Source organism: Herbaspirillum sp. SJZ107, assembly GCF_006715485.1.
Classification (GTDB): domain Bacteria; phylum Pseudomonadota; class Gammaproteobacteria; order Burkholderiales; family Burkholderiaceae_D; genus Telluria.
This window is the reverse complement of record NZ_VFNH01000003.1, coordinates 92,994-112,692: the sequence shown is the minus strand read 5'-3', so window position 1 is coordinate 112,692 and position 19,699 is coordinate 92,994. Positions and strand designations below refer to the sequence as shown.

13 protein-coding genes are annotated in these 19,699 nt (G+C 69.2%); 8 read left to right on the top strand and 5 right to left on the bottom strand.

Annotation, left to right across the window (positions count from 1 at the left end):
- The 4 genes from FBX97_RS18670 (at position 1) to FBX97_RS18655 (ending at position 8,226) form a co-directional block, all read left to right on the top strand.
- Positions 1 to 1,374, top strand: a complete 1,374-nt coding sequence (locus FBX97_RS18670; RefSeq protein ID WP_141834953.1) for an efflux RND transporter periplasmic adaptor subunit — start codon at positions 1 to 3, stop codon at positions 1,372 to 1,374.
- A 19-nt stretch (positions 1,375 to 1,393) separates the two neighbouring features.
- Positions 1,394 to 3,505 carry an HlyD family efflux transporter periplasmic adaptor subunit gene (locus tag FBX97_RS18665; protein WP_141834950.1) on the top strand — a complete coding sequence of 704 codons (2,112 nt, stop codon included), beginning with the start codon at positions 1,394 to 1,396 and terminating at the stop codon, positions 3,503 to 3,505.
- Between the two features lie 1,257 nt (positions 3,506 to 4,762).
- Complete coding sequence (locus FBX97_RS18660; protein ID WP_141834947.1) at positions 4,763 to 5,746, top strand: sensor histidine kinase; 984 nt, start codon at positions 4,763 to 4,765, stop codon at positions 5,744 to 5,746.
- Complete coding sequence (locus FBX97_RS18655; protein WP_141834944.1) at positions 5,743 to 8,226, top strand: EAL domain-containing protein; 2,484 nt, start codon at positions 5,743 to 5,745, stop codon at positions 8,224 to 8,226. Before FBX97_RS18660 ends, FBX97_RS18655 begins: the two co-directional genes overlap by 4 nt.
- A 120-nt stretch (positions 8,227 to 8,346) precedes the next feature.
- On the opposite strand, the gene FBX97_RS18650 is transcribed toward FBX97_RS18655, so the two are convergent.
- Entirely contained in the window at positions 8,347 to 9,849 is a 1,503-nt protein-coding gene (locus tag FBX97_RS18650) for an acetyl-CoA hydrolase/transferase family protein (protein WP_141834941.1), read from the bottom strand.
- Between the two features lie 18 nt (positions 9,850 to 9,867).
- Positions 9,868 to 10,800, bottom strand: coding sequence for a bestrophin family protein (locus tag FBX97_RS18645; protein WP_141834938.1), 933 nt, complete (start codon positions 10,798 to 10,800; stop codon positions 9,868 to 9,870).
- Between the two features lie 299 nt (positions 10,801 to 11,099).
- Between FBX97_RS18645 and FBX97_RS18640 the strand changes: the two genes are divergently transcribed.
- Positions 11,100 to 12,089 (top strand): aldo/keto reductase, encoded by a 990-nt coding sequence (locus FBX97_RS18640; RefSeq protein WP_141834935.1) that lies wholly within the window; start codon positions 11,100 to 11,102, stop codon positions 12,087 to 12,089.
- 107 nt (positions 12,090 to 12,196) lie between these two features.
- Here FBX97_RS18640 and uvsE read toward each other — a convergent pair whose 3' ends face one another.
- The 3 genes from uvsE to FBX97_RS18625 form a co-directional block, all read right to left on the bottom strand.
- Entirely contained in the window at positions 12,197 to 13,105 is a 909-nt protein-coding gene (gene uvsE / locus FBX97_RS18635) for a UV DNA damage repair endonuclease UvsE (protein WP_141834932.1), read from the bottom strand.
- Positions 13,106 to 13,191: 86 nt separating this feature from the next.
- Positions 13,192 to 15,642 carry a PAS domain-containing sensor histidine kinase gene (locus FBX97_RS18630; RefSeq protein ID WP_141834929.1) on the bottom strand — a complete coding sequence of 817 codons (2,451 nt, stop codon included), beginning with the start codon at positions 15,640 to 15,642 and terminating at the stop codon, positions 13,192 to 13,194.
- 2 nt (positions 15,643 to 15,644) lie between these two features.
- Positions 15,645 to 16,838 (bottom strand): ABC transporter substrate-binding protein, encoded by a 1,194-nt coding sequence (locus FBX97_RS18625; protein WP_141834926.1) that lies wholly within the window; start codon positions 16,836 to 16,838, stop codon positions 15,645 to 15,647.
- 270 nt (positions 16,839 to 17,108) lie between these two features.
- On the opposite strand from FBX97_RS18625, the gene FBX97_RS18620 reads away from it, so the two are divergent.
- From FBX97_RS18620 to FBX97_RS18610, 3 genes are all read left to right on the top strand, one after another.
- A complete protein-coding gene (locus tag FBX97_RS18620) occupies positions 17,109 to 18,821 on the top strand; it encodes a methyl-accepting chemotaxis protein (RefSeq protein ID WP_141834924.1) in 1,713 nt (570 codons plus the stop codon).
- A gap of 116 nt (positions 18,822 to 18,937) precedes the next feature.
- Entirely contained in the window at positions 18,938 to 19,375 is a 438-nt protein-coding gene (locus FBX97_RS18615; RefSeq protein ID WP_141834921.1) for a hypothetical protein, read from the top strand.
- Between the two features lie 31 nt (positions 19,376 to 19,406).
- Entirely contained in the window at positions 19,407 to 19,607 is a 201-nt protein-coding gene (locus FBX97_RS18610; protein ID WP_141834918.1) for a DUF2905 domain-containing protein, read from the top strand.
- Positions 19,608 to 19,699: the final 92 nt, after the last annotated feature.

Genomic DNA, 19,699 nt, shown 5'->3' with positions numbered 1-19,699 from the left:
ATGGACAGACACCCTGACGCCAGTACCCCGCTGGCCACCCTGCTGGACCTGGCGCACCGCGCGCGCCATGCCGGCGAGGCGGTCGAACTGGATTTCCTGGCCGTGAATGGCAGCCATGCGCTGGCGCCGTACCGCCAGGCCGCGCTGTGGTTCGAGGACCGCGGCGTGTGCGCGCTGTCCGGCGTGGTGCAGATCGAGGCGAATGCGCCTTATGTGCAGTGGCTGGGCCGGCTGGTGGCGGCGCTGCAGCAGGACGGGCAGGCGCGTGCGCTGGGCGCCGCCGAGGTGGCGCCGGAACTGGCGCAGGAATGGGCCGACTGGCTGCCGGCCTACGCGCTGTGGCTGCCGATCGCGCCCGGTGCGCAAGGCCACCCGGCGCGCGGCGGCCTGCTGCTGGCGCGCGACATCCCCTGGCTGGACAGCGAACTGCCGCTGCTCACGGAGTGGGCCGACATCCTGCGCCACGCCTGGACGGCGCGCACGCCGCCGCTGGCCTTGTCGCCGCTGGCCCTGCGCGCGCGCCTGCGCCGGCGCCGCGCGCACGAGGCGGCGCAGCGCCTGCCCTGGTGGCGCCGGCGCGTGCCGCAGGTAGCGCTGGCGATTGCCGCGCTGCTGTGCGTGCCGGTGCGCCTGACCGTGCTGGCGCCGGGCGAACTGGTGCCGGCCAATCCGGCCGCGATCCGTTCGCCGCTGGAAGGCGTAATCGCCGCCATCGACGTCAAGCCGAACCAGGCGGTCAAAAAGGGCGATCCGCTGTTCCACTTCGACCAGGCGCAGCTGGAAAGCCGCGACGCGGTGGCGGCGCAGGCACTGGCCACCGCCGAAGCCGAGTACCGCCAGGCGCTGCAGCAGGTACTGGCCGACGGCAAGTCGCGCAACCAGCTGGCCGTGCTGCAGGGCAAGATCGAGGAAAGGCGCGCCGAAGCCGGCTTCGTGCACGGCCAGCTGGAACGCTCGACCGTACTGTCGCCGCGCGACGGCATCGCGCTGTTCGACGATGCCGGCGAGTGGAGCGGGCGTCCGGTCGGCACCGGCGAGCGCATCATGCGCATCGCCTCGCCGCGCGATGTCGAGGTCGAGGCCTGGCTGGCGGTGGGCGATGCGCTCCCGCTCGAGAGCGGCGCGCCGCTCAAGCTGTACCTGGCATCGAGCCCGCTCGATCCGGTGACGGCCACGGTGCGCTACGTGGCCTATGAAGCGCAGGCGCGTCCGGACGGCAGCTATGCCTACCGCGTGCGCGCCAGGCTGGACGGCGACACCGGCCAGCGCGTCGGCCTGAAGGGCACGGCGAAGCTGTCCGGGGCCTGGGCGCCGCTGGCCTACTGGATCCTGCGCCGGCCGCTGGCGGCGATGCGCCAAATGATCGGCTTGTGACCCGTGGTCTCTGATTAATATGAGTTACTACACGCTACCGCCGCTGCGCGAAGAGCTCGGCCTGCACCGCGGCCCGGCACTGGCGACCGGGGAGCCCAGCCATACGCTGGAAGACCCGGTGCGCAACCAGTTCTTCCGCATCGACTGGACCACCTTCGAGATCCTGTGCCGCTGGTCGCTCGGCAACCCGGACGACATCCTGCTGTCGCTGCGCGCCGACACGCCCCTCGACCTGGAGCGTGCCGACGTCGAGGCCGTGCAGAAGTTCCTGCACGATAACCAGCTGCTGCGGCCCGATCCGGTCGCCTCCAGTAAAGCGATGGCGGCGCGCCACCGGGCCGCGGCCGGCAAGTGGCATACGCAGCTGCTGCACCATTACCTGTTCTTCCGCATCCCGCTGGTGAAACCGGACCGCTGGCTGACGCGTGCCGCGCCCGCCTTCGAATGGGTGTTCTCGCGCGGCTTTGCCGTGATGACGCTGCTGGCGCTGCTGCTCGGCGCCACGCTGGTGTGGCGCCAGTGGGACGTATTCAGCACCACGCTGGCCGGCTCGTTCACGCCCGGCGGCCTGTTCGCCTACGCGGTGGCGCTGACGCTCGTAAAATGCGCGCACGAACTCGGGCACGCGGTCACCGCCAAGCGGCGCGGCTGCCGGGTGCCGGCGATGGGCCTGGCCTTCCTGGTGCTGTGGCCGGTGCCGTACACCGATACCAACGACGTCTGGCGCCTCGACAAGCGATCCTGGCGCCAGCAGGTCGCGATGGCCGGCGTCGCCACCGAACTCCTGATCGCCGTCTGGGCGACGCTGGCCTGGGCCGTACTGCCGGACGGGATGCTGCGCGAGATCGTGTTCCCGCTCGCCACCACCACCTGGATCGCGACGCTGGCGGTGAACGCCAGCCCGTTCATGCGCTTCGACGGCTACTTCGTGCTGGCCGACTGGCTCGACATGCCGAACCTGCATGCGCGCGCCTTTGCGCTGGCGCGCTGGGACCTGCGCGAGCGCCTGTTCGGCTTCAAGGCCGAGCCGCCCGAGTACTTTCCGCGCCGTCGCCACGTCGGCCTGATCCTGTTCGCCTGGGCGGTCTGGCTCTATCGTATTACCGTGTTCGTGGGCATCGCACTGCTGGTGTACCACTTCTTCATCAAGCTGGTCGGTCTGTTCCTTTTTTGCATTGAAATGAGCTGGTTCGTCATCCGCCCGATCGCGGGCGAAGTCAAGGTGTGGCGCAGCCTGTGGCCGCAGATCCGCAACAGTGCGCGCGGACGCCGCACCATCGTGCTGGCGCTGCTGCTGCTGGTCCTGTTTGCCGTGCCCTGGCCGACCCGGGTGCAGGGCGGGGCGGTCCTCAAGCCGGCCAAGGTATTCGCGGTGCATGCGCCGGACCACGCCCAGGTGAGCGGGCTGCCGCTGCGCGAAGGCGCGCAGGTGGAGGCGGGCCAGCTGCTGGTCCAGTTCGCGGTGCCGGAAAACGGCAGCCGCCGCCAGGCGCTGCAAGCGGAAATAGAACGCCTGCGCTGGCAGGCCGGATCGGCCGGCTTCGATGCCGAGCAGCGCGCCAACAGCGTGGTGCTGCGCGAGCAGCTGGCCACCGCCGAGGCCCAGCTGGCGGCGCTGGACGAGGACGCGGCGCGCTACCGTCCGCTGGCGCCCTTCGCCGGCACGCTGCGCGATCTCGATCCGGAGCTCCGGCCCGGCACCTGGGTCGGCAAGAACGAGCGCGTCGCGGTGCTGGTGGGCGAGGGCGCGCTCGACGCCAGCACCTACCTCGACGAAGACACCGTGCGCCGGGTGGCCGTGGGCGACCATGCCACCTTCTATCTCGACGGCGCCGGCGGCCCGGCGCTGCGCCTGACGGTGGCCGGCATCGACCGCGACGCCACCCGCACGCTGCCGAGCGGCCTGTGGGCGGCCCAGCAGGGCGGCCAGGTGCCGGCGCGCGAAAAGCAGGGCGCCTGGTACCCGGACCATGCCGTGTACCGCGTCACCTTCAGCGTCGACCAGCAGGCGCCGCAGCTGGCCGGCCACGCCTGGCGCGGCAAGGTCGTGATCGCCGGCGACTGGGAAGCGCCGGGCACGCGCTTCGTGCGCGCACTGGCCAGCCTGTTCTGGCGCGAAGCGGGGTTCTGATACACGGCTGCTAGTCCGGGCCGTGCTTGCCAGGCGGCGGGCATCGGCCTAGATTGTCGGTCTTGGCTCCGGAGACCGCCCCATGCGCCTGCGCGACCTGATGCGGCGAGCGCCCACCATCCGCCAGTGGCTGGCGATGCTGCTGGCTGCATGCATGGTGCCGGCAGCCGGCGCCGTCGTCGTGCTTTTCCTGTACTCCTACCAGCGCGAACGTGCCGGCATCGAGCGCGCCACGCTCGACGTCACGCGCGCGCTCACCCAGGCCATCGACCGCGAACTGGCCAGCGCCCAGGGCGCGATGCAGGCGCTGGCGACTTCGCCCAACCTCGACCACGCCGACCTGCACGCCTTCTACGGCCAGGCCACCGAGGTGCTGCACGACCGGCCGGGCAACACCCTGCTGCTGGTCGGACGCGACGGCCGCCAGGTGGTGAACACCCACGTGCCCTACGGTGCGCCGCTGCCGATGCACGGCAATCCGCTGCAGCTGCGGCGCGTGATCGACAGCGGACGGCCGCTGGTGTCCGACCTCTACTTCGCGCCGATCGTGGGGCGGCTGCTGACCAGCGTCGACGTGCCGGTGCTGCGCCGCGGGGAGGTGCGCTACCTGCTGTCGATGCAGTATGTCGGCGAGCGCCTGGGCGCGATCCTGACGCGCCAGAACATCCCGCCCGACGTCACCGCCACCATCTACGACAGCACTGCCCGCATCGTCTGGCGCAGCCGCGGCTCGCGCGCCGACGTCGGCCGGCGTGCCGATCCCGGCCTGGCGGGCGGCCTGCTGCTGGAGCCGGAAGGCATCGTCGACGAGCCCGGTCCCGACAGCGTGCCTTACGTGACCGTGTTCAGCCGCTCGGCGGTGTCCAACTGGACGGTGGCGATCGCCTTGCCGCGCGGCGCCCTGAATGCCGCGCTGTGGCGCTCGCTGGCCTGGATCGCGCTCGGCGCGCTGGCCATGTTCACGCTCGGCCTGGCGCTGGTGCGCGCGATCGGCAGCCATATCGAACGCTCGATCCGCGGGCTGGTGCCCCCCGCGATCGCGCTCGGCTACGGCGAACCGGTGACGCTGCCGCCGCTGCACCTGCGCGAGACCCGCGACGTCGGCCAGGCGCTGGTGCAGGCCGCCGCGCTGCTGCACGAACGCACCCGCCAGCGCGACGACGCCGAGCGCGACCGCCGGCGCCTGAGCGACGCCAACCAGGAAATCGAACGCAGTGAAGCCTTTTTGCGCGGGATCTTCGAGGAAACCCCGGATGGGTGCTGCTGGTCGGCCTCGACTGCCGGGTCACGCGCGCGAATGCCCAGGGCGAGCAGTTGTTCGGCTATGCGCAGGGGGCGATGGCCGGGATCGCGATCGACGACCTGTTATACGAGACCGGGCCGCAGGCGCAGCCGCTGTGCGAGCGCGTGCGCGCGGCGCCGCTGCGGCGCGGCGTCGACGGCACGGCCCAGCTGCACGGCCGCCGCCGCGACGGCAGCAGCTTTCCGGCCGACGCCATGGCCAGCCCGCTGCGCGAGCGCGCGCTGGTGATCGTGACCGTGCGCGACATGACCGCCAGCTGGGAACAGGACGAAGCGCTGCGCCGCACGCTGGAGGACAAGAGCACGCTGCTCAAGGAGCTGTACCACCGTGTGAAGAACAACCTGCAGCTGATCATCAGCATGTTCAACCTGCAGACCCGCGGCCTGCGCGACAGCGAAGCGCGCCAGGCGCTGCTGGAGGCGGCCGGCCGGGTGCGCACGATGGCGCTGGTGCACGAGCGCCTGTACCAGTCGCGCACCCTGTCCTCGATCGCGCTGGACGCCTACATCGCCGAGCTGTGCGAGCAGCTGGCCGGTGCGGCCTCGGCGGCGCAGCGCGGCATCGCGGTGCGGGTCGAGGCGGCGCCGGTCGAGATCGGACTCGACGTCGCGGTGCCGCTCGGCCTGCTGCTGAACGAGCTGGTGTCCAACAGCCTGAAGCACGGCTTTCCCGAAGGCCGGCACGGCCGCATTTTGGTGTGCCTGGTGAGCGAGCCCGGCGCCGGCGCCGGCACCATGCGCCTGACGGTGGCCGACGACGGCGTTGGCCTGCCGCCTGGCTTCGATCGAACTTTCTCGCACACGCTTGGTCTGAGACTTGTTTCTGCCTTGAGCGGCCAATTGCGCGCCCGATTCACCATCGATCCATCGCCGGACGAGGGCGGCGGCGTGCTGGCCACCCTGGTGTTCAGCATTCCCGCCCATCGAGGATCGTCATGATGCAGGAAGCAGTCGCCTCACGCGCCCAGGCCGCGCCCATCCTGCTCGTGGTCGAGGACGAGTCGCTGGTGGCCATGGATCTCGACGGCCAGCTGCACGACATGGGCTACCAGGTGTGCGGCTGCGTCGACAACGGCCGCGACGCCATCGCCCGCGCCCGCACCGAGCGCCCCGACCTGATCCTGATGGACATCGTGCTCAAGGGCGACATGGACGGCATCGCCGCCGCCTCCGTCATCGGCAAGGAGCTGCACATCCCGGTGCTGTTCCTGAGCGCCTACAGCGACGACCAGACCGTCGAGCGCGCGGCCGATGCCTGGCCCTACGGCTACCTGACGAAACCGTTCCAGAACCGCGAGCTGCGCGCCGGCATCGAGGTGGCGCTGCGCAAGGCCGCGGTCGAGCGCATGGTGCGCAATTCGGAGCGCTGGCTCGCTGCCGTGCTGCGCGGGGTCGGTGACGCCGTCATCGCCACCGATGCCGGCGGCATCGTCGGGCTGGCCAACCCGGCGGCCGAAGCCCTGCTCAAGGGAAGCACGCTGCACGGCGGACTGCGCGGGCGGGCGGCGGCCGAGGTGGTGCGCCTGGAAGACCCGGCCGGCGGCGGAGCGGTGCCGCTGGCGCCGGGCGGCCTGCCGCGCGCCGGCGCTGCCATGCTGGTCGAGCACGACGGCCAGCGCATCCCGGTCGATTTCTCGGCCGGCCCGATCTGCGACGAAGGCGAGCACCTGACCGGCGTCGCGATCGTGCTGCACGACATGCGCGAACGGGTCGCCGCCGAGCTGCGCCTGGCGTACAGCGAGCGGCGCTTCCGCGGCGCCTTCGACAATGCCCCGCTCGGGCTGGCGCTGCTGGACCGCGACAACCGCTTCGTGCGCGTCAACCGCGCCCTGTGCCGCCTGCTCGGGCTCGAGGCCGGCCAGCTGCTGGGCAGCGACCAGGCCGCGTTCGGCGACGCCAGCGACAACGCCATCGAAAGGGAATACCAGCAGGACCTGCTGGCCGGGCGCAGCGACGCGGTCCAGTACGAGCGCCGCTACCGTACGCGCGACGGACGCCTGCTGTGGGCGCTGGTCTCGGCCACGCTGCTGCCGGCCGACGGCGAGCCCCAGCATTTTCTCATCCAGATCAACGACCTCACCCAGCGCAAGCGCGCCGAGGAAGACCTGGCCCACCTGGCCCACCACGACGCCCTGACCAGCGCCGCCAACCGCGCGCTGCTGAACGAGGAAGTCGACCACGGCATCGCGGTGGCGCGCCGCCACCGCACGCGCCTGGCGGTGGTGTTCATCGACATCGACTACTTCAAGCACATCAACGACAGCTACGGCCACGAAGCGGACGACGCCGTGCTCAAGGAAACCGCCGCGCGCCTGAGCCGCACGGTGCGCGAGATCGACATCGTGGGCCGCATGGGCGGCGATGAGTTCGTGGTGGTGCTGTCCGAGGTCAGCGACGCGGCGGCGGTGCTGGCATTGACCGAAAAGCTGCGCATCGAATGCGGCAAGCCGGTGCACTTCGACGGCCACGAGCTGCGCATCGCGATCAGCACCGGCGTCAGCCTGTACCCGGACGATGCCCAGGACTTCCGCACGCTGCTGCGCTTCGCCGACAGCGCCCTGTACCATGCCAAGGGAGAAGGCCGCAACAACGTCCAGTTCTACCACCCCGAACTCACCGCGCGCATGGAGATGCGCACCCGCCTCGGCGCCGGCCTGCGCCTGGCGCTCGAACGGCACGAACTGGAACTGTATTACCAGCCGATCGTCGCCCTCGACGGCGACCGCCCGGCGGCGGTGGAGGCGCTGGTGCGCTGGCATCATCCCGAGCTGGGACTGGTGATGCCGGACGTGTTCCTGCCGCTGCTGGAAGAAGCGTCGATGGGCGAGGCGATCGGCAGCTGGGCCATCTTCGAAGCCTGCCGCCAGGGCGCGCTGTGGAATGACGAGGGGCCGGGTCTGGCGCACGGACCGCTGCGCATCGGCGTCAACGTCACCGCGGCCCAGTTCAAGGCCGGCCGCCTGGCCCAGACCGTCGAACGCGCGCTGCACGCCAGCGGCCTGCCCAGCCACCTGCTGTGCATCGAGATCACCGAACAGCTGCAGCTGGCCGACACCGACCAGACCCGCGCCGTCATGGACAGCCTGCGCGCGCTCGGGGTGCTGGTCGCGATCGACGATTTCGGCACCGGCTATTCCTCGCTCAGCTACATCAGCCGGCTGCGCCCGGACGAGCTGAAGCTGGACAAGTCGCTGGTGACCAACGTCGATGCGGATGCCGAGCGGGCCGGCATCGTGGTGGCGGCGCTGGCGATGGCGCGCAGCCTGCGGCTGGACGTGGTGGCGGAAGGGGTGGAGACCGAGGCCGAGAAAGGTTTTCTGCGGGCGCACGGCTGCGACATGGCGCAGGGGTTTTTATATCACCAGGCGATGCCGGCGCGGGAGTTCGAGGGGTGGGTGGCTGGGCGTGTGGCTTTATGAGTTAGCGTAAGCTCGTCGCCCCTGCGAAGGCAGGGGCCCAAGTTCGTCGCGTTTCGACTGCGCTGAAAACTTGGGCCCCTGCCTTCGCAGGGGCGACGGTTTTAATGTCGACAGTATTAATTACGCTTCCAGCATCGACCCCGTCTCCCGATACCGTTCATGCCACGCAAACGCCTTCTCCAGCACATGCGGCGTCTGGCCGCCGCGCAGCTTCGCTTCCGCCAGGTAGTCGCGCAGCATGCTGCGGTACGGCTCGGCCACGCACTTCTCGATGATCACGTCGGCGCGCTCGCGCGGCGCCAGCCCGCGCAGATCGGCCAGGCCGTATTCGGTGACGATGATGTCGACGTCGTGTTCCGTATGATCCACGTGCGTCACCATCGGCACGATCGAGGACACCTTGCCGCCCTTGGCGGTGGCCTTGGTCGCGAAGATCGACAGGTAGGCGTTGCGCGCGAAATCGCCAGAGCCGCCGATGCCGTTCATCATGTGGGTGCCGCTCACGTGGGTCGAGTTGATGTTGCCGTAGATGTCGGCTTCGAGCGCGGTGTTGATCGCGATGATGCCGAGGCGCCGGATCACTTCCGGGTGATTCGACACTTCCTGCGGGCGCAGCACCAGGCGGTCGCGGTAGTGCTCGAAGCCGCGGAACACCTGCGCGCTCTTTTCGGGCGACAGCGTGATCGAGGAGCCGGACGCGAAATCGAGCTTGCCGGCATCGAACAGGTCGAAGGTCGAGTCCTGCAGCACTTCGGAATACATGGTGAGGCCGTGGAAGGGGCTGTCGACGAAGCCGGCCAGCACCGCGTTGGCGATGGTGCCGATGCCTGCCTGCAGCGGCAGCAGGCTGTTGGTCAGGCGCCCGGCCAGGATCTCGTCTTCGAAGAAGCGCACCAGGTGGCCGGCGATGGCGGCGGTCTCGGCATCCGGCGGCAGCACCGAGGAGGTGCTGTCCGGCTGGTCCGAGATCACGATCGCGACGATCTTCTCGGGCGGGATCTCGATCGCGGTGGTACCCACGCGCTGCTCGACCGACATGATCGGGATCGGCTCGCGCATCGGCCGTTTTTTCGGAATCCAGACGTCGTGCAGGCCTTCCAGGCCGGTCGGCTGCGCCAGGTTGATCTCGACGATGACCTTGTCGGCCAGGATCGCGAAGCTGGCGCTGTTGCCGACCGAGGTGGTCGGGATGATGGCGCCGGTTTCCGTGATCGCTACCGCCTCGACCACGGCGACGTCGACCGGGGCGATGTGGCGGCTGCGCAGCTGCTCGACGGTTTCCGACAGGTGCTGGTCGATGTACATCACCTCGCCGCGGTTGATCGCGGCGCGCAGCACCGGGTCGACCTGGAAGGGCATGCGCCGCGCCAGCGCGCCGGCTTCGGTGAGCCGCTTGTCCGTGTCGTTGCCGAGCGAGGCGCCGGTCAGCAGCGTGATCTTCAGCGGCTCCAGCCTGGCGCGTTCGGCCAGCGCGGCCGGGACCAGCTTGACGTCGCCGGCGCGGGTGAAGCCGCTCATGCCGACGGTCATGCCGTCCTTGATCCAGGTGGCGGCCTCTTGGGCGCCGGTGACGCGCTTGCGCAGTTGCGCGCAGCGGATGCGATCCAGGTATTCCGTTTTCATCTCTCTACTCTTTTGAAATCAGCTGAGCCGGTAATTTTCAGGCAGCAGCTGTGGGGGCAAGTCCCGCTCGCCCAGCGCCGTGCGCAGGTCGATCTCGATCGTGCGGCAGATGGCGTCGAGCGGCAGGTCGTTGTCGGAGTGGCCGAACGGTTCCTCGATCTCGTCGCCGAGGGCATCCAGGCCGAAGAAGGTGTAGGCGACGATGGCGGCCACCAGCGGCGTCAGGTAGCCGATGGTGTCGACCAGGCCGAAAGGCAGGAACATGCAGTACAGGTGGGCGGTGCGGTGCAGCAGCAGGGTGTACGAAAACGGGATCGGCGTGCCGCGGATGCGTTCGCAGGCGGCGGCCACGCCGGTCATGTTCGACAGCGTGGCGTCGATCGGCGCCGCCAGCATCGGGTCGAGGCGGCGCTCGCGCAGGCACAGCGCCAGGTCGGCGCCCATCGCCAGCATCAGCGCATGCGGCAGGTTGGGCAGGCTGCGGATGCCTTCCCATTCGTCCGGCGCCAGCCAGGGTGCGACGTCGGCCGCGGGATCGGTCTTGCGCAGGTGGTGGCGCAGGGCGTGGGCATAGGCGACGGTACGCCGGAGCATGCGCTCGCGCAGCACGCCACCGTCGTCCGCGTCCGCATCTGCACCAACCAGCGACAGGCACTGGCGCGCCAGCGTACGGCTGCGCAGTACCAGTTCGCCCCACTGCTTGCGGCCTTCCCAGAAGCGGTCGTAGGCGGCGTTGTTGCGGAAGCCGAGGAAGATCGCCAGCGGCAGTCCCATCAGCGTGAACGGGATGGCGCTGACCGTGATCTTGACGCCGTCGATGCGGCCATCAAGCAGGGTGACGGCGATCGCCAGCAGGGTGGTGAAGGCGAGGCTCTTCCAGATACTCGGCAGGATCGAGCCGCGCATGACCAGGAACAGGCGCAGGCCGTTCGGGCGGTCGCGGACGATCATGCGCTGGCCCGCCGCGGTGGCGCAAACGGGAGGAAGATCGGGTCGGGCAGGCAGGGGTGGTTCATCACTTTTGCTTCTTCATACGGTCGGTCGCTCCATTCCGCGGCAGGCCGGAAGTGGCCCGCGTTCGTTTGGAAACGACCGTTTTATTTTGCGCCTCAAGCACCCGAATGCCTAATTACGATTCCTGATGGCGGGTATGCTGCACCTGAATGGTGCATTGCAGCGTGAGCCGTGTGCCGTATCCGGGCAGGGTCACGTATGGTGGGCGTCACGTTATCAAACACGGAGTCAGTCAAATGAAGACGCGCCAGTTGGGCAATACCGGATTGCAGGTCTCGAGCATCGGCCTGGGCTGCATGGGCATGAGCGATTTTTACGCCAACCGCGACGACGCCGAATCGATCGCCACCATCCAGCGTGCCATCGACCTCGGGGTGACGCTGTTCGACACCGCCGACATGTATGGCCCGCACACCAACGAGGAACTGCTGGGCCGGGCGATCCGCGGGCGCCGCGAGGGCCTGGTCATCGCCACCAAGTTCGGCGTCATGCGCACGCCGCAGAACCCCACCGACTACCGCGTCAACGGCAGTCCGGACTACATCCGCCAGGCGGTCGAAGGCAGCCTGACGCGCCTTGGCATCGATGCGATCGACCTGTATTACCAGCACCGGGTCGACCCGGGCACGCCGATCGAGGACACCATGGGCGCGCTGGCCGACCTGGTCCGCGCCGGCAAGATCCGTCATATCGGACTGTCGGAAGCCTCCGTCGAGACCATCGAACGCGCCGTGAAAGTGCATCCGGTGACGGCGCTGCAAAGCGAGTATTCGCTGTGGACGCGCGATCCGGAGGAGGGCGTGCTGGATGCCTGCCGCCGCCATGGCATCGGCTTCGTGCCCTACAGCCCGCTCGGACGCGGCTTCCTCACCGGCGAGATCCGCACGCCGGAAGACTTCGCGCCGAACGACTACCGCCGCAATAGCCCGCGCTTCCAGGGCGAGAATTTTGCCCGGAACATCGCGCTGGTGGACAAGGTGCGCGAGCTGGCACACGAAGCCGGCTGCACGCCGGGCCAGCTGGCGCTGGCCTGGGTGCTGGCGCAGGGACCGGACATCGTGCCGATCCCGGGCACCAAGCGCCGTAAATACCTGGAGCAGAACGTGGAAGCGGTCGACCTGGATATCGGGCCGTCGCAGCTGACCGAACTGGAAGCGATCTTCCCGCGCGGCGCGGCGGCCGGGACGCGCTATCCCGAGGCACAGATGGCGGCCGTCAACCGGTAGTCTGCAATGCTGGAACGTCGCCCCTGCGAAGGCAGGGGCCCAAGTTCGATACGTCGCCGAAATGCGTGCAACTTAGACCCCTGCCTTCGTAGGGGCGACGTATTGCCTTATCCGACGACGGCCGCCTGGCCGGCCTGCACCGCTTTCCAGCCGCGCAGGCCGGCGATCGCTTCTTCCTTCAGCTTGGCCTCGATCTCGATCCAGGGCGCGCCGGCGTACGAGGCCGGCATGGTCGCGATCAGGTCCGAGTGCTGGCGGTCGTTGAAGTCCTCGCGGCCGTTCGAGATGTGGACCACCTGGTGGGCCGGCTCGGCCCAGGTTTCTCTCGCCCGGGCCAGCATCTCGGCCACGCTCGGGTCGTCGTAGCTGGACAGCTTGTCGTGCACGATGTGGTGGTGGGCGTCGAAGATCATCGGCACGCCGCTCCTCACGCAGACGTCGTGGATGTCGAGGGCGCCGTAACTGTATTCATCGTTCTCCAGGCACAGGCGCAGGCGGATCGGATCCGGCAGGTCGCGGATGCGCGCCACCAGTGCGTCGCTGCGGTTGGCCTTGCCGCCGTGGATCTCGAGCAGCGCCCACGGCGAGCGCGGCTGCTGCAACAGCTCCATGATGTCGGCATGCATCTGCAGGATCTTGATGCTGTTGGCCACCACCTCGGGCGAGTCGGAACTGAGCACCACGAACTGGTCCGGATGCATCACCAGGCGCAGGCCCAGTTGCGTCGCGCGCGCGCCGGTGCGCGCCAGTGCGGGGGCCAGCGGCTGCATCACCTCGCGGCCGATGTCCTCGTCGAAGAAGGGGAAGATCGAGGACGGCATGCGATACAGGCGGATGCCTTCGCGCTGGCAGTAATTCAGGGCGCCGTCGAGGGTCTGGATGTTGTCGCGGTAGATCTCGTCCAGGATCTTGCGCTGGCCGGCATCCGACTGCTCGAGCAGGCGCTTGCGGGTGACGGTGCGGTAGCGGATGTCCTTGGACACGGTGATGCAGACCAGGCCGAGCTCGGGAGACATGGGATCATGGATTCGTTAGTGTGGATGCCATGTTCCAATGAATCCCGCCTCCGGTCAAAAGCAATGCCGCGTTGCAATTCCCGAGCTTAACCCGCGAGCAGGGGGAGCCTGACGGTGAAGGTGCTGCCATGGCCGGGACCGGGGCTGGCGGCGGTGACAGTGCCGCCGTGCAGTTCGACCAGTTTGCGCACCAGCGCCAGGCCGAGGCCGAGGCCGCCCTGGGCGCGGTCGAGGGTGCGCGTGCCCTGGGTGAACAGGTCGAACACCACCGGCAGCAGGTCGGGGCCGATGCCGCTGCCGTTGTCGTGGACGGTCAGGACCGCCTGGGTATCTTCGGCGGCCAGGGTGACGTCGATGCGGCCGCCTTCCGGCGTGTACTTGGCGGCGTTGGTCACCAGGTTGGCCACGACCTGCACCAGGCGCGTGTGGTCGCCGTCGACCGTCAAGGGGCCGGACGGCGGCGCGACCGACAGCACGTGGCGGCGCGCGTCGACCAGCGGCCGCGACTGCTCGACCGCCTCGTTCAGCACCCGTCCCAGGTCGAGCGGCTTGCGCGCGACCGTGACCAGGCCGCGCGTCACCCGCGACACGTCCAGCAGGTCGTCGACCAGGTGGCGCATGTGGGCCACCTGGCGTGCGACGATCTCGCTGATCTGCTTGATGCGCGCTTCGTTGGCGTAGGCGATGCGCAGCATGTCGGCGGCGCTGGCGATCGGCGCCAGCGGGTTGCGCAGTTCGTGCGCCAGCATCGCCAGGAACTCGTCCTTGCGGCGGTCGGCCAGGCGCAGCGCTTCCTCGGCACGCTTGCGCTCGGTGATGTCGATCGCCACCGCGTGCACCACGGTGCGTCCGTCGATGCCGGGGCCGAGGTGGCCGCGCAGGTCGATCCATGCGACGCTGCCGTCGTCGGCGCGCAGGATGCGCGGCGTGAGGTGGTAGTCGCCGCCGTCGCGCATCACCTGGGCGTGGCAATCGAGCACCATCTGGCGGTCCTCCGGATGGTACAGCTCCCACACTTCGCTGACGTTGTGCCAGTCCTTGCCGAACACGCTGTGCAGGTTGGCCGAGAAACTCACGGCGCCGGTGCACGGATCGCGTTCCCACACCGCCATGTGGGCCGCCACCAGGCCCTGGCGCAGGCGGTCCTCGCTGTAGCGCAGCGCGCTCTCGGCGCGTTCCAGTTCGCTGACGTCGGTACCGGTGCCGAACCACTGGACGATCTTGCCGCCGGGATCGCGCAGCGGCGCCACCGAGGCGAAAATGCTGCGGTAGGCGCCATCGGCGCCGCGCAGCGGAAAGGTCATCTGCGCCGTGTTGCCGGTGGCCAGCGCCTCGTTCCAGCGCTGCGCCACCTGCGGCAGGACCGCCGGATCGTGGAATTCGCGCCAGTCGTGCGGCGCCAGCGTGCCGGGGGCGGCGCCGGTGAATTCGTACCAGCGCTGGTTGAACCAGGTGATGGTGCCGTCCGCATCGGCCATCCACACCAGCTGCGGGATGTTGTTCGACAGCTGCAGGAAGCGGCGCCGCTCGGCTTCCAGGCGCGCATGCTGTTCGTACAGGCGGTCCAGCATGCGGTTGATGGCGCCGGCCAGGCTGACCACTTCGCGGCTGCCGGCCAGCGGTGCGCGCTGCGCATCGCCGCTGGCGGTGCCGCCGTCGCCGTCGCCGAGGCTGCCGGAGAAGGCCTCGAGGCGGCGCAGGTCGCCGGTCAGGCCATGCGCCAGGCGCGACGCCAGCAGGAACACCACCAGCGCCAGCAGCGCCGTGATGGCCAGGATCGCCAGGTACTGCGGCCCCGGCACCACCATCGGGGCCGCCAGCCGCCGTTCGTCTTCGTGCAGCACCAGGCCCAGGTGGCGCAGGCCGGCCGGCAGCGGCACGGCGGCGTCGATCTCGCGCGCGTGGCCGGCGCCGCCGAGGTGGCGGAACGCCGCCCACTGCACCGGTTTCAGGTCGGCCAGGCGCACTTTATAGACCAGTGCGCCTTCCGGGGTGCGGGTGCGCGAATAGCGCAGCAGGTTCACGCCGATCAGTTCCTGGCCCTGGGGGCCGGTGCGCAGCGCGGCGCGCTCGTCGCCGCTGTCGATGCGCTGGCGCAGCCAGGCGACGTCGTCCGCATTGAAGCCGGCGGCGCCGTTGTCGGCAATGGCGACGCCTTCGAAGTCGGTGAACATCAGCTGCAGCGGAATGCCGTTGATCTGGCGTAGCCCATGCAGATAAGGCCGCAGGTAGGTTTCCTTGCCGGCGCTGTCGACCAGCGCGTTGGCCAGGATCGGGCTGTTCGCCACTTCGGCCAGGCGCGTGGTCAGCGCTTCCAGGTTGGTGCCGACGGTGGTGGCGTGGAAGGCGACCTCGCGCTGCTGCAGCAGCGCGTTGGCCTGCTCGCGCTGGCGGTCGATCAGCCAGAACGAGACGATGGAGATCAGCAGTACCGCGCACGCGGTCAGGATCGCGGCCGCGATCGCGAAGCGGCGCGACAGGCTGGCCGGCGGCGCGGCGCGCGTGGCCGCCGGGGTTTTTCCGAATTGGCGCAGCATGTTCAGTCCTGCGCCGGCACCAGCACGCCGTCGGCGCGGTAGCGTGCCATCAGCAGCTGTTCCGGTCCCAGCGCTTCGTGGCGCGCCGGCGTGAACGGCGGCGCGTAATCCTTGACCAGGCCGCGATGGCTGCCGACCCGTTCCAGCGCGTCGCGCACGGCGCGGCGGTCGGTGCTGCCGGCCAGGTCGATCGCGCGCGCCAGGATATGGGTCAGGTCGTAGGCATGGGCGACGCCGACCGGACCCTGGATGTCTTCGATGCGCTTGACGTTCGACACCGTGGCCGCGCTGGCCAGGAAGCGCTTGACCCGTGCCGGATCGGCCTTGTAGAAGCTGAAGGTCTGGATCACGGAAAAGTCGACCTGCTGCAGCGCCGGCCCGGCCTGGGCGGTGAATTCGCCGCCGGTCACGCCCCAATGGCTCAGGATCGGCAGGCGCTGCGCCTTGGGCAGCGCCGCGACTTCGCGCACCAGCACCGCGGCCTCGTCGTCGTTGGCGACCAGTACGATGGCCTGGGCACCGGCCGCGCGCAGCTGGCTGTATTTGGCGACCAGCGAGGCATCGCGCCAGTTGTACCAGGAGGTGCCGACGATTTTCATGCCGGGCAGTTTCGGCAGCGCGCGCTCGGCCGCGGCGGCATTGCTGCGGCCCCAGGACGTGTTGGTCATCAGCAGGCCGACGCGCTCGAGCCTGCGCCGCCTGGCCGCCGCCAGCAGCGTCGGCATGGCCAGCGAATCGCGCAGCGACAGCCGGTACACGTAGTTCGGCTGCATCGCGTTGTCGACGATGGCGTCGGCCGACGACCATGCGGCCATGAACGGCAGGCGGATCGCCTTCAGGGTCGGGAGTTCCTCGATCACGACCGGACTGAAACGCCCGCCGAACACCGCCACCAGGTCCGGCATCTTCGCGAATTCCTGGATGTTGCGGATGCCGCGCGCCGGAATCGAACGGTGGTCCTTGACGACGACTTGCAGCGGGCGGCCGTGCAGCACGCCGCCGGCCGCATTGATTTCCTGGACCGCCGTGCGCATGCCGAGTTCCACCGCCTGCGCCGACGTGCTGTTGTCGAGGCCGAATTCGCCATCGATGCCGAGCAGGACCGGCCGTACGCCGGCGGCCTGTGCCAGCCCGCCGAGCAGCAGCGAACAGGCGAGGGCGCGGATCACGGCGTGGGTGGCGTGGCGGTAGGGCATAACAGTCCTGTCGGAGGGAAACAACCTGGCATTTTAACGTCATCCATGATGCAGAGCGCGTACTCCGATTACCATATTTCCGAAATTTCGTTGCTTGTCTGCAACCCGTAATGCGGAATTTACTGGATTGAGATAATATGTCGGAATTGTGACACGGCAACTTTCGTATGCCGTCAGGCCAAATCCCCGCCTTCAGTCCACCAGGTTCGCGCCCGCCAGTTTGCTGACGCCGGCCTGGTCAGCCTTCTTTGTCTTTCCTCTGGGGTGAAAATGCATATCAAGAATCTGAAAATCGGCGCCCGCCTCGGCCTGGCATTTGCCGCCGTCCTGGCGCTGGCCATCCTGCTCGCCACTGTCGGCGTGCTGCGCCTGCATGAAGTGGCGAGCACAACCGAAAACATGGTCGGTGCCGTCCACAAGATGCGCCTGGCGGACCGCTGGCTTGCCTCCATCCAGGCCAATCGTGGCTACGGCGAGGCGCGCCTGCGCGGCGCCGATGCCGCCGACGTCCAGGCCATGGCCAAAAGGATGAAGGACATCAGTGCCAGCGTATCCGGGATCCAGCAGGAACTGGACAAGCTCGTGGTCCTGCCTGCGGGGCGGGCAATGCTGGCCACGATCGCGGAAAAGCGCAAGGCGTATGTCGCTGCGCGCGACAAGCTGTTTGGCGCGCAGGACAGCGGCAGCGCCGATCCGGCCGCGCTCAAGCGCATGCTCGACAGCGAAGTCACCCCGGCAATGAATGCCTACGAAGAAGCCTTGCAGGCCCTGTCCGGGCGCCAGAGCGACATGGCCGCCCAGGCGCGCGATGCGGTGGCCCAGGCCTATGCGGCCGGCATCAAGGTACTGGCGGCCTTTACCGTGATCGCGCTGGCCCTCGGTGTGGCCCTGGCCTGGATGCTCACCCGCAGCATCACCCGTCCGCTGCGCGAGGCCGTCGCGGTGGCCAACGCCGTGGCCCAGGGCGACCTGTCGTCGCGCATCGAGGTGCAATCGAGCGACGAAACCGGCGAGTTGATGACGGCCCTGAAATCGATGAACGAGAACCTGAATGCCCTGGTCACGCGCGTGCGCAGCGGCGCCGACAGCATCGCCACCGCCGCCGGTGAAGTCGCGGCCGGCAACCAGGACCTGTCGAGCCGCACCGAGCAGCAAGCCGGCTCGCTGGAAGAAAGCGCCTCGTCGATGGAAGAGCTGACCAGCACCGTCAAGCAGAACGCCGACAATGCCCAGCAGGGCAACCGCATGGCGGCATCGGCGTCGGATATCGCCAGCCGCGGCGGCGAGGTCGTGTCTCAGGTGGTCGAGACCATGGGCGCCATCAACGCCTCGGCGCACAAGATCGTCGACATCATCACGGTCATCGACGGCATCGCCTTCCAGACCAATATCCTGGCCCTGAACGCGGCGGTCGAAGCGGCGCGCGCCGGCGAGCAGGGACGCGGCTTCGCGGTGGTGGCGGGCGAGGTGCGCACCCTGGCCCAGCGCTCGGCCGCGGCGGCCAAGGAAATCAAGACCCTGATCGACGATTCGGTCGAGAAGGTCGGCACCGGTTCGCGCCTGGTCGACGAAGCCGGCGCCACCATGCAGGAAGTGGTGGCCAGCGTGCGCCAGGTGACCACCATCATGGCCGAGATCTCGGCGGCGTCGCGCGAACAGAGCGCCGGCATCGCCCAGGTCAACGACGCCATCACCCAGATGGACCAGGTGACCCAGCAGAACGCGGCGCTGGTCGAGCAGGCCGCAGCGGCGACCGAATCGATGCAGGAGCAGGCGCACAGCCTGGCCGAGGCGGTCAGCGTGTTCAGGCTGGCACAGGGCAGCGCACCCGCCGCGGTGCCGGCACGGCGTGCGGTCCAGGCACCGGCGCGCGCACTGCCGGCAGCACCGGCCGCGGCGCGCAGCGTACGCCGTCCGGCGCCTGCCGTCACGGCGCGGCCTGCGGTGGCGGCGGGCACGGACGATGGCTGGGAAGCGTTCTGAATCTTTCAGGATACGTCGCGCCCCCTCCGCATCGAGTTCGGCAGAATGAAGCCGGCATGGTCCCGGCGCTGGCCCGGCCGGACCGCATCCCGATTCGAATTGCGGAGGAGTAAGTCATGAGCAACCAGCAAAAAGATACCCAGGCAACGACGCAGGGCGCGCCAACGCGCAGCGATACCACGGCCCCGGCCGGCGCCCAGCCGGTCCAGGGCCGCTCGGAATCCGGCAAGACCGGCGCCCAGATTGCAGGTGCCGCCGGCGGTACCGATGCCGCAGCCGGCGCCAGCATGGGCGGTGACGGCGGCAGCGGCCTGCGCGGACAGGGTGGCGAAGGCGCCGGCGCACCGGGCAGCCCGGGCGGCAACGTCGAAGGCAATATCGGTCCGGGGGCGGGCGCGGCGGTTGCCGGCGGCATCGGCCTGGGCGAGGCGAACAGCGCCGACGACACCCGTACCGGCATCAGCAGCGGCGAGGGCGCTTCTCTCACCGGCGGCGATCCCAGCAGCGGTGCGATCCCGCCGCCGACCGGCAAGGGTGGCGCTTCGGCAGCCTGAAGCCGCCGGCGGCTGACGCTACACTACCGGCATGCAAAAGTTCCTGATCATTATTGGCCTGGTGCTGCTCGGCGCCGGGCTGGCCTGGCCCTGGCTGCGGCGCCTGCCGCTGGGCCGCCTTCCCGGCGACATCCACGTCGTCCGGGAAGGCTTCAGCTTCAGTTTCCCGATCGTCAGCTGCATCGTCGTCTCGATCGTCATCTCCCTCATCCTCTGGCTTTTCCGCCGCTGAGCGCGCGTCCGCGCCTCGTCCCTGCCGGCTGGCATAGTGCCCGCCGGCATTCTGAACTGTCGCATTTATTTGACGCGAGGGCTTGTTTATCC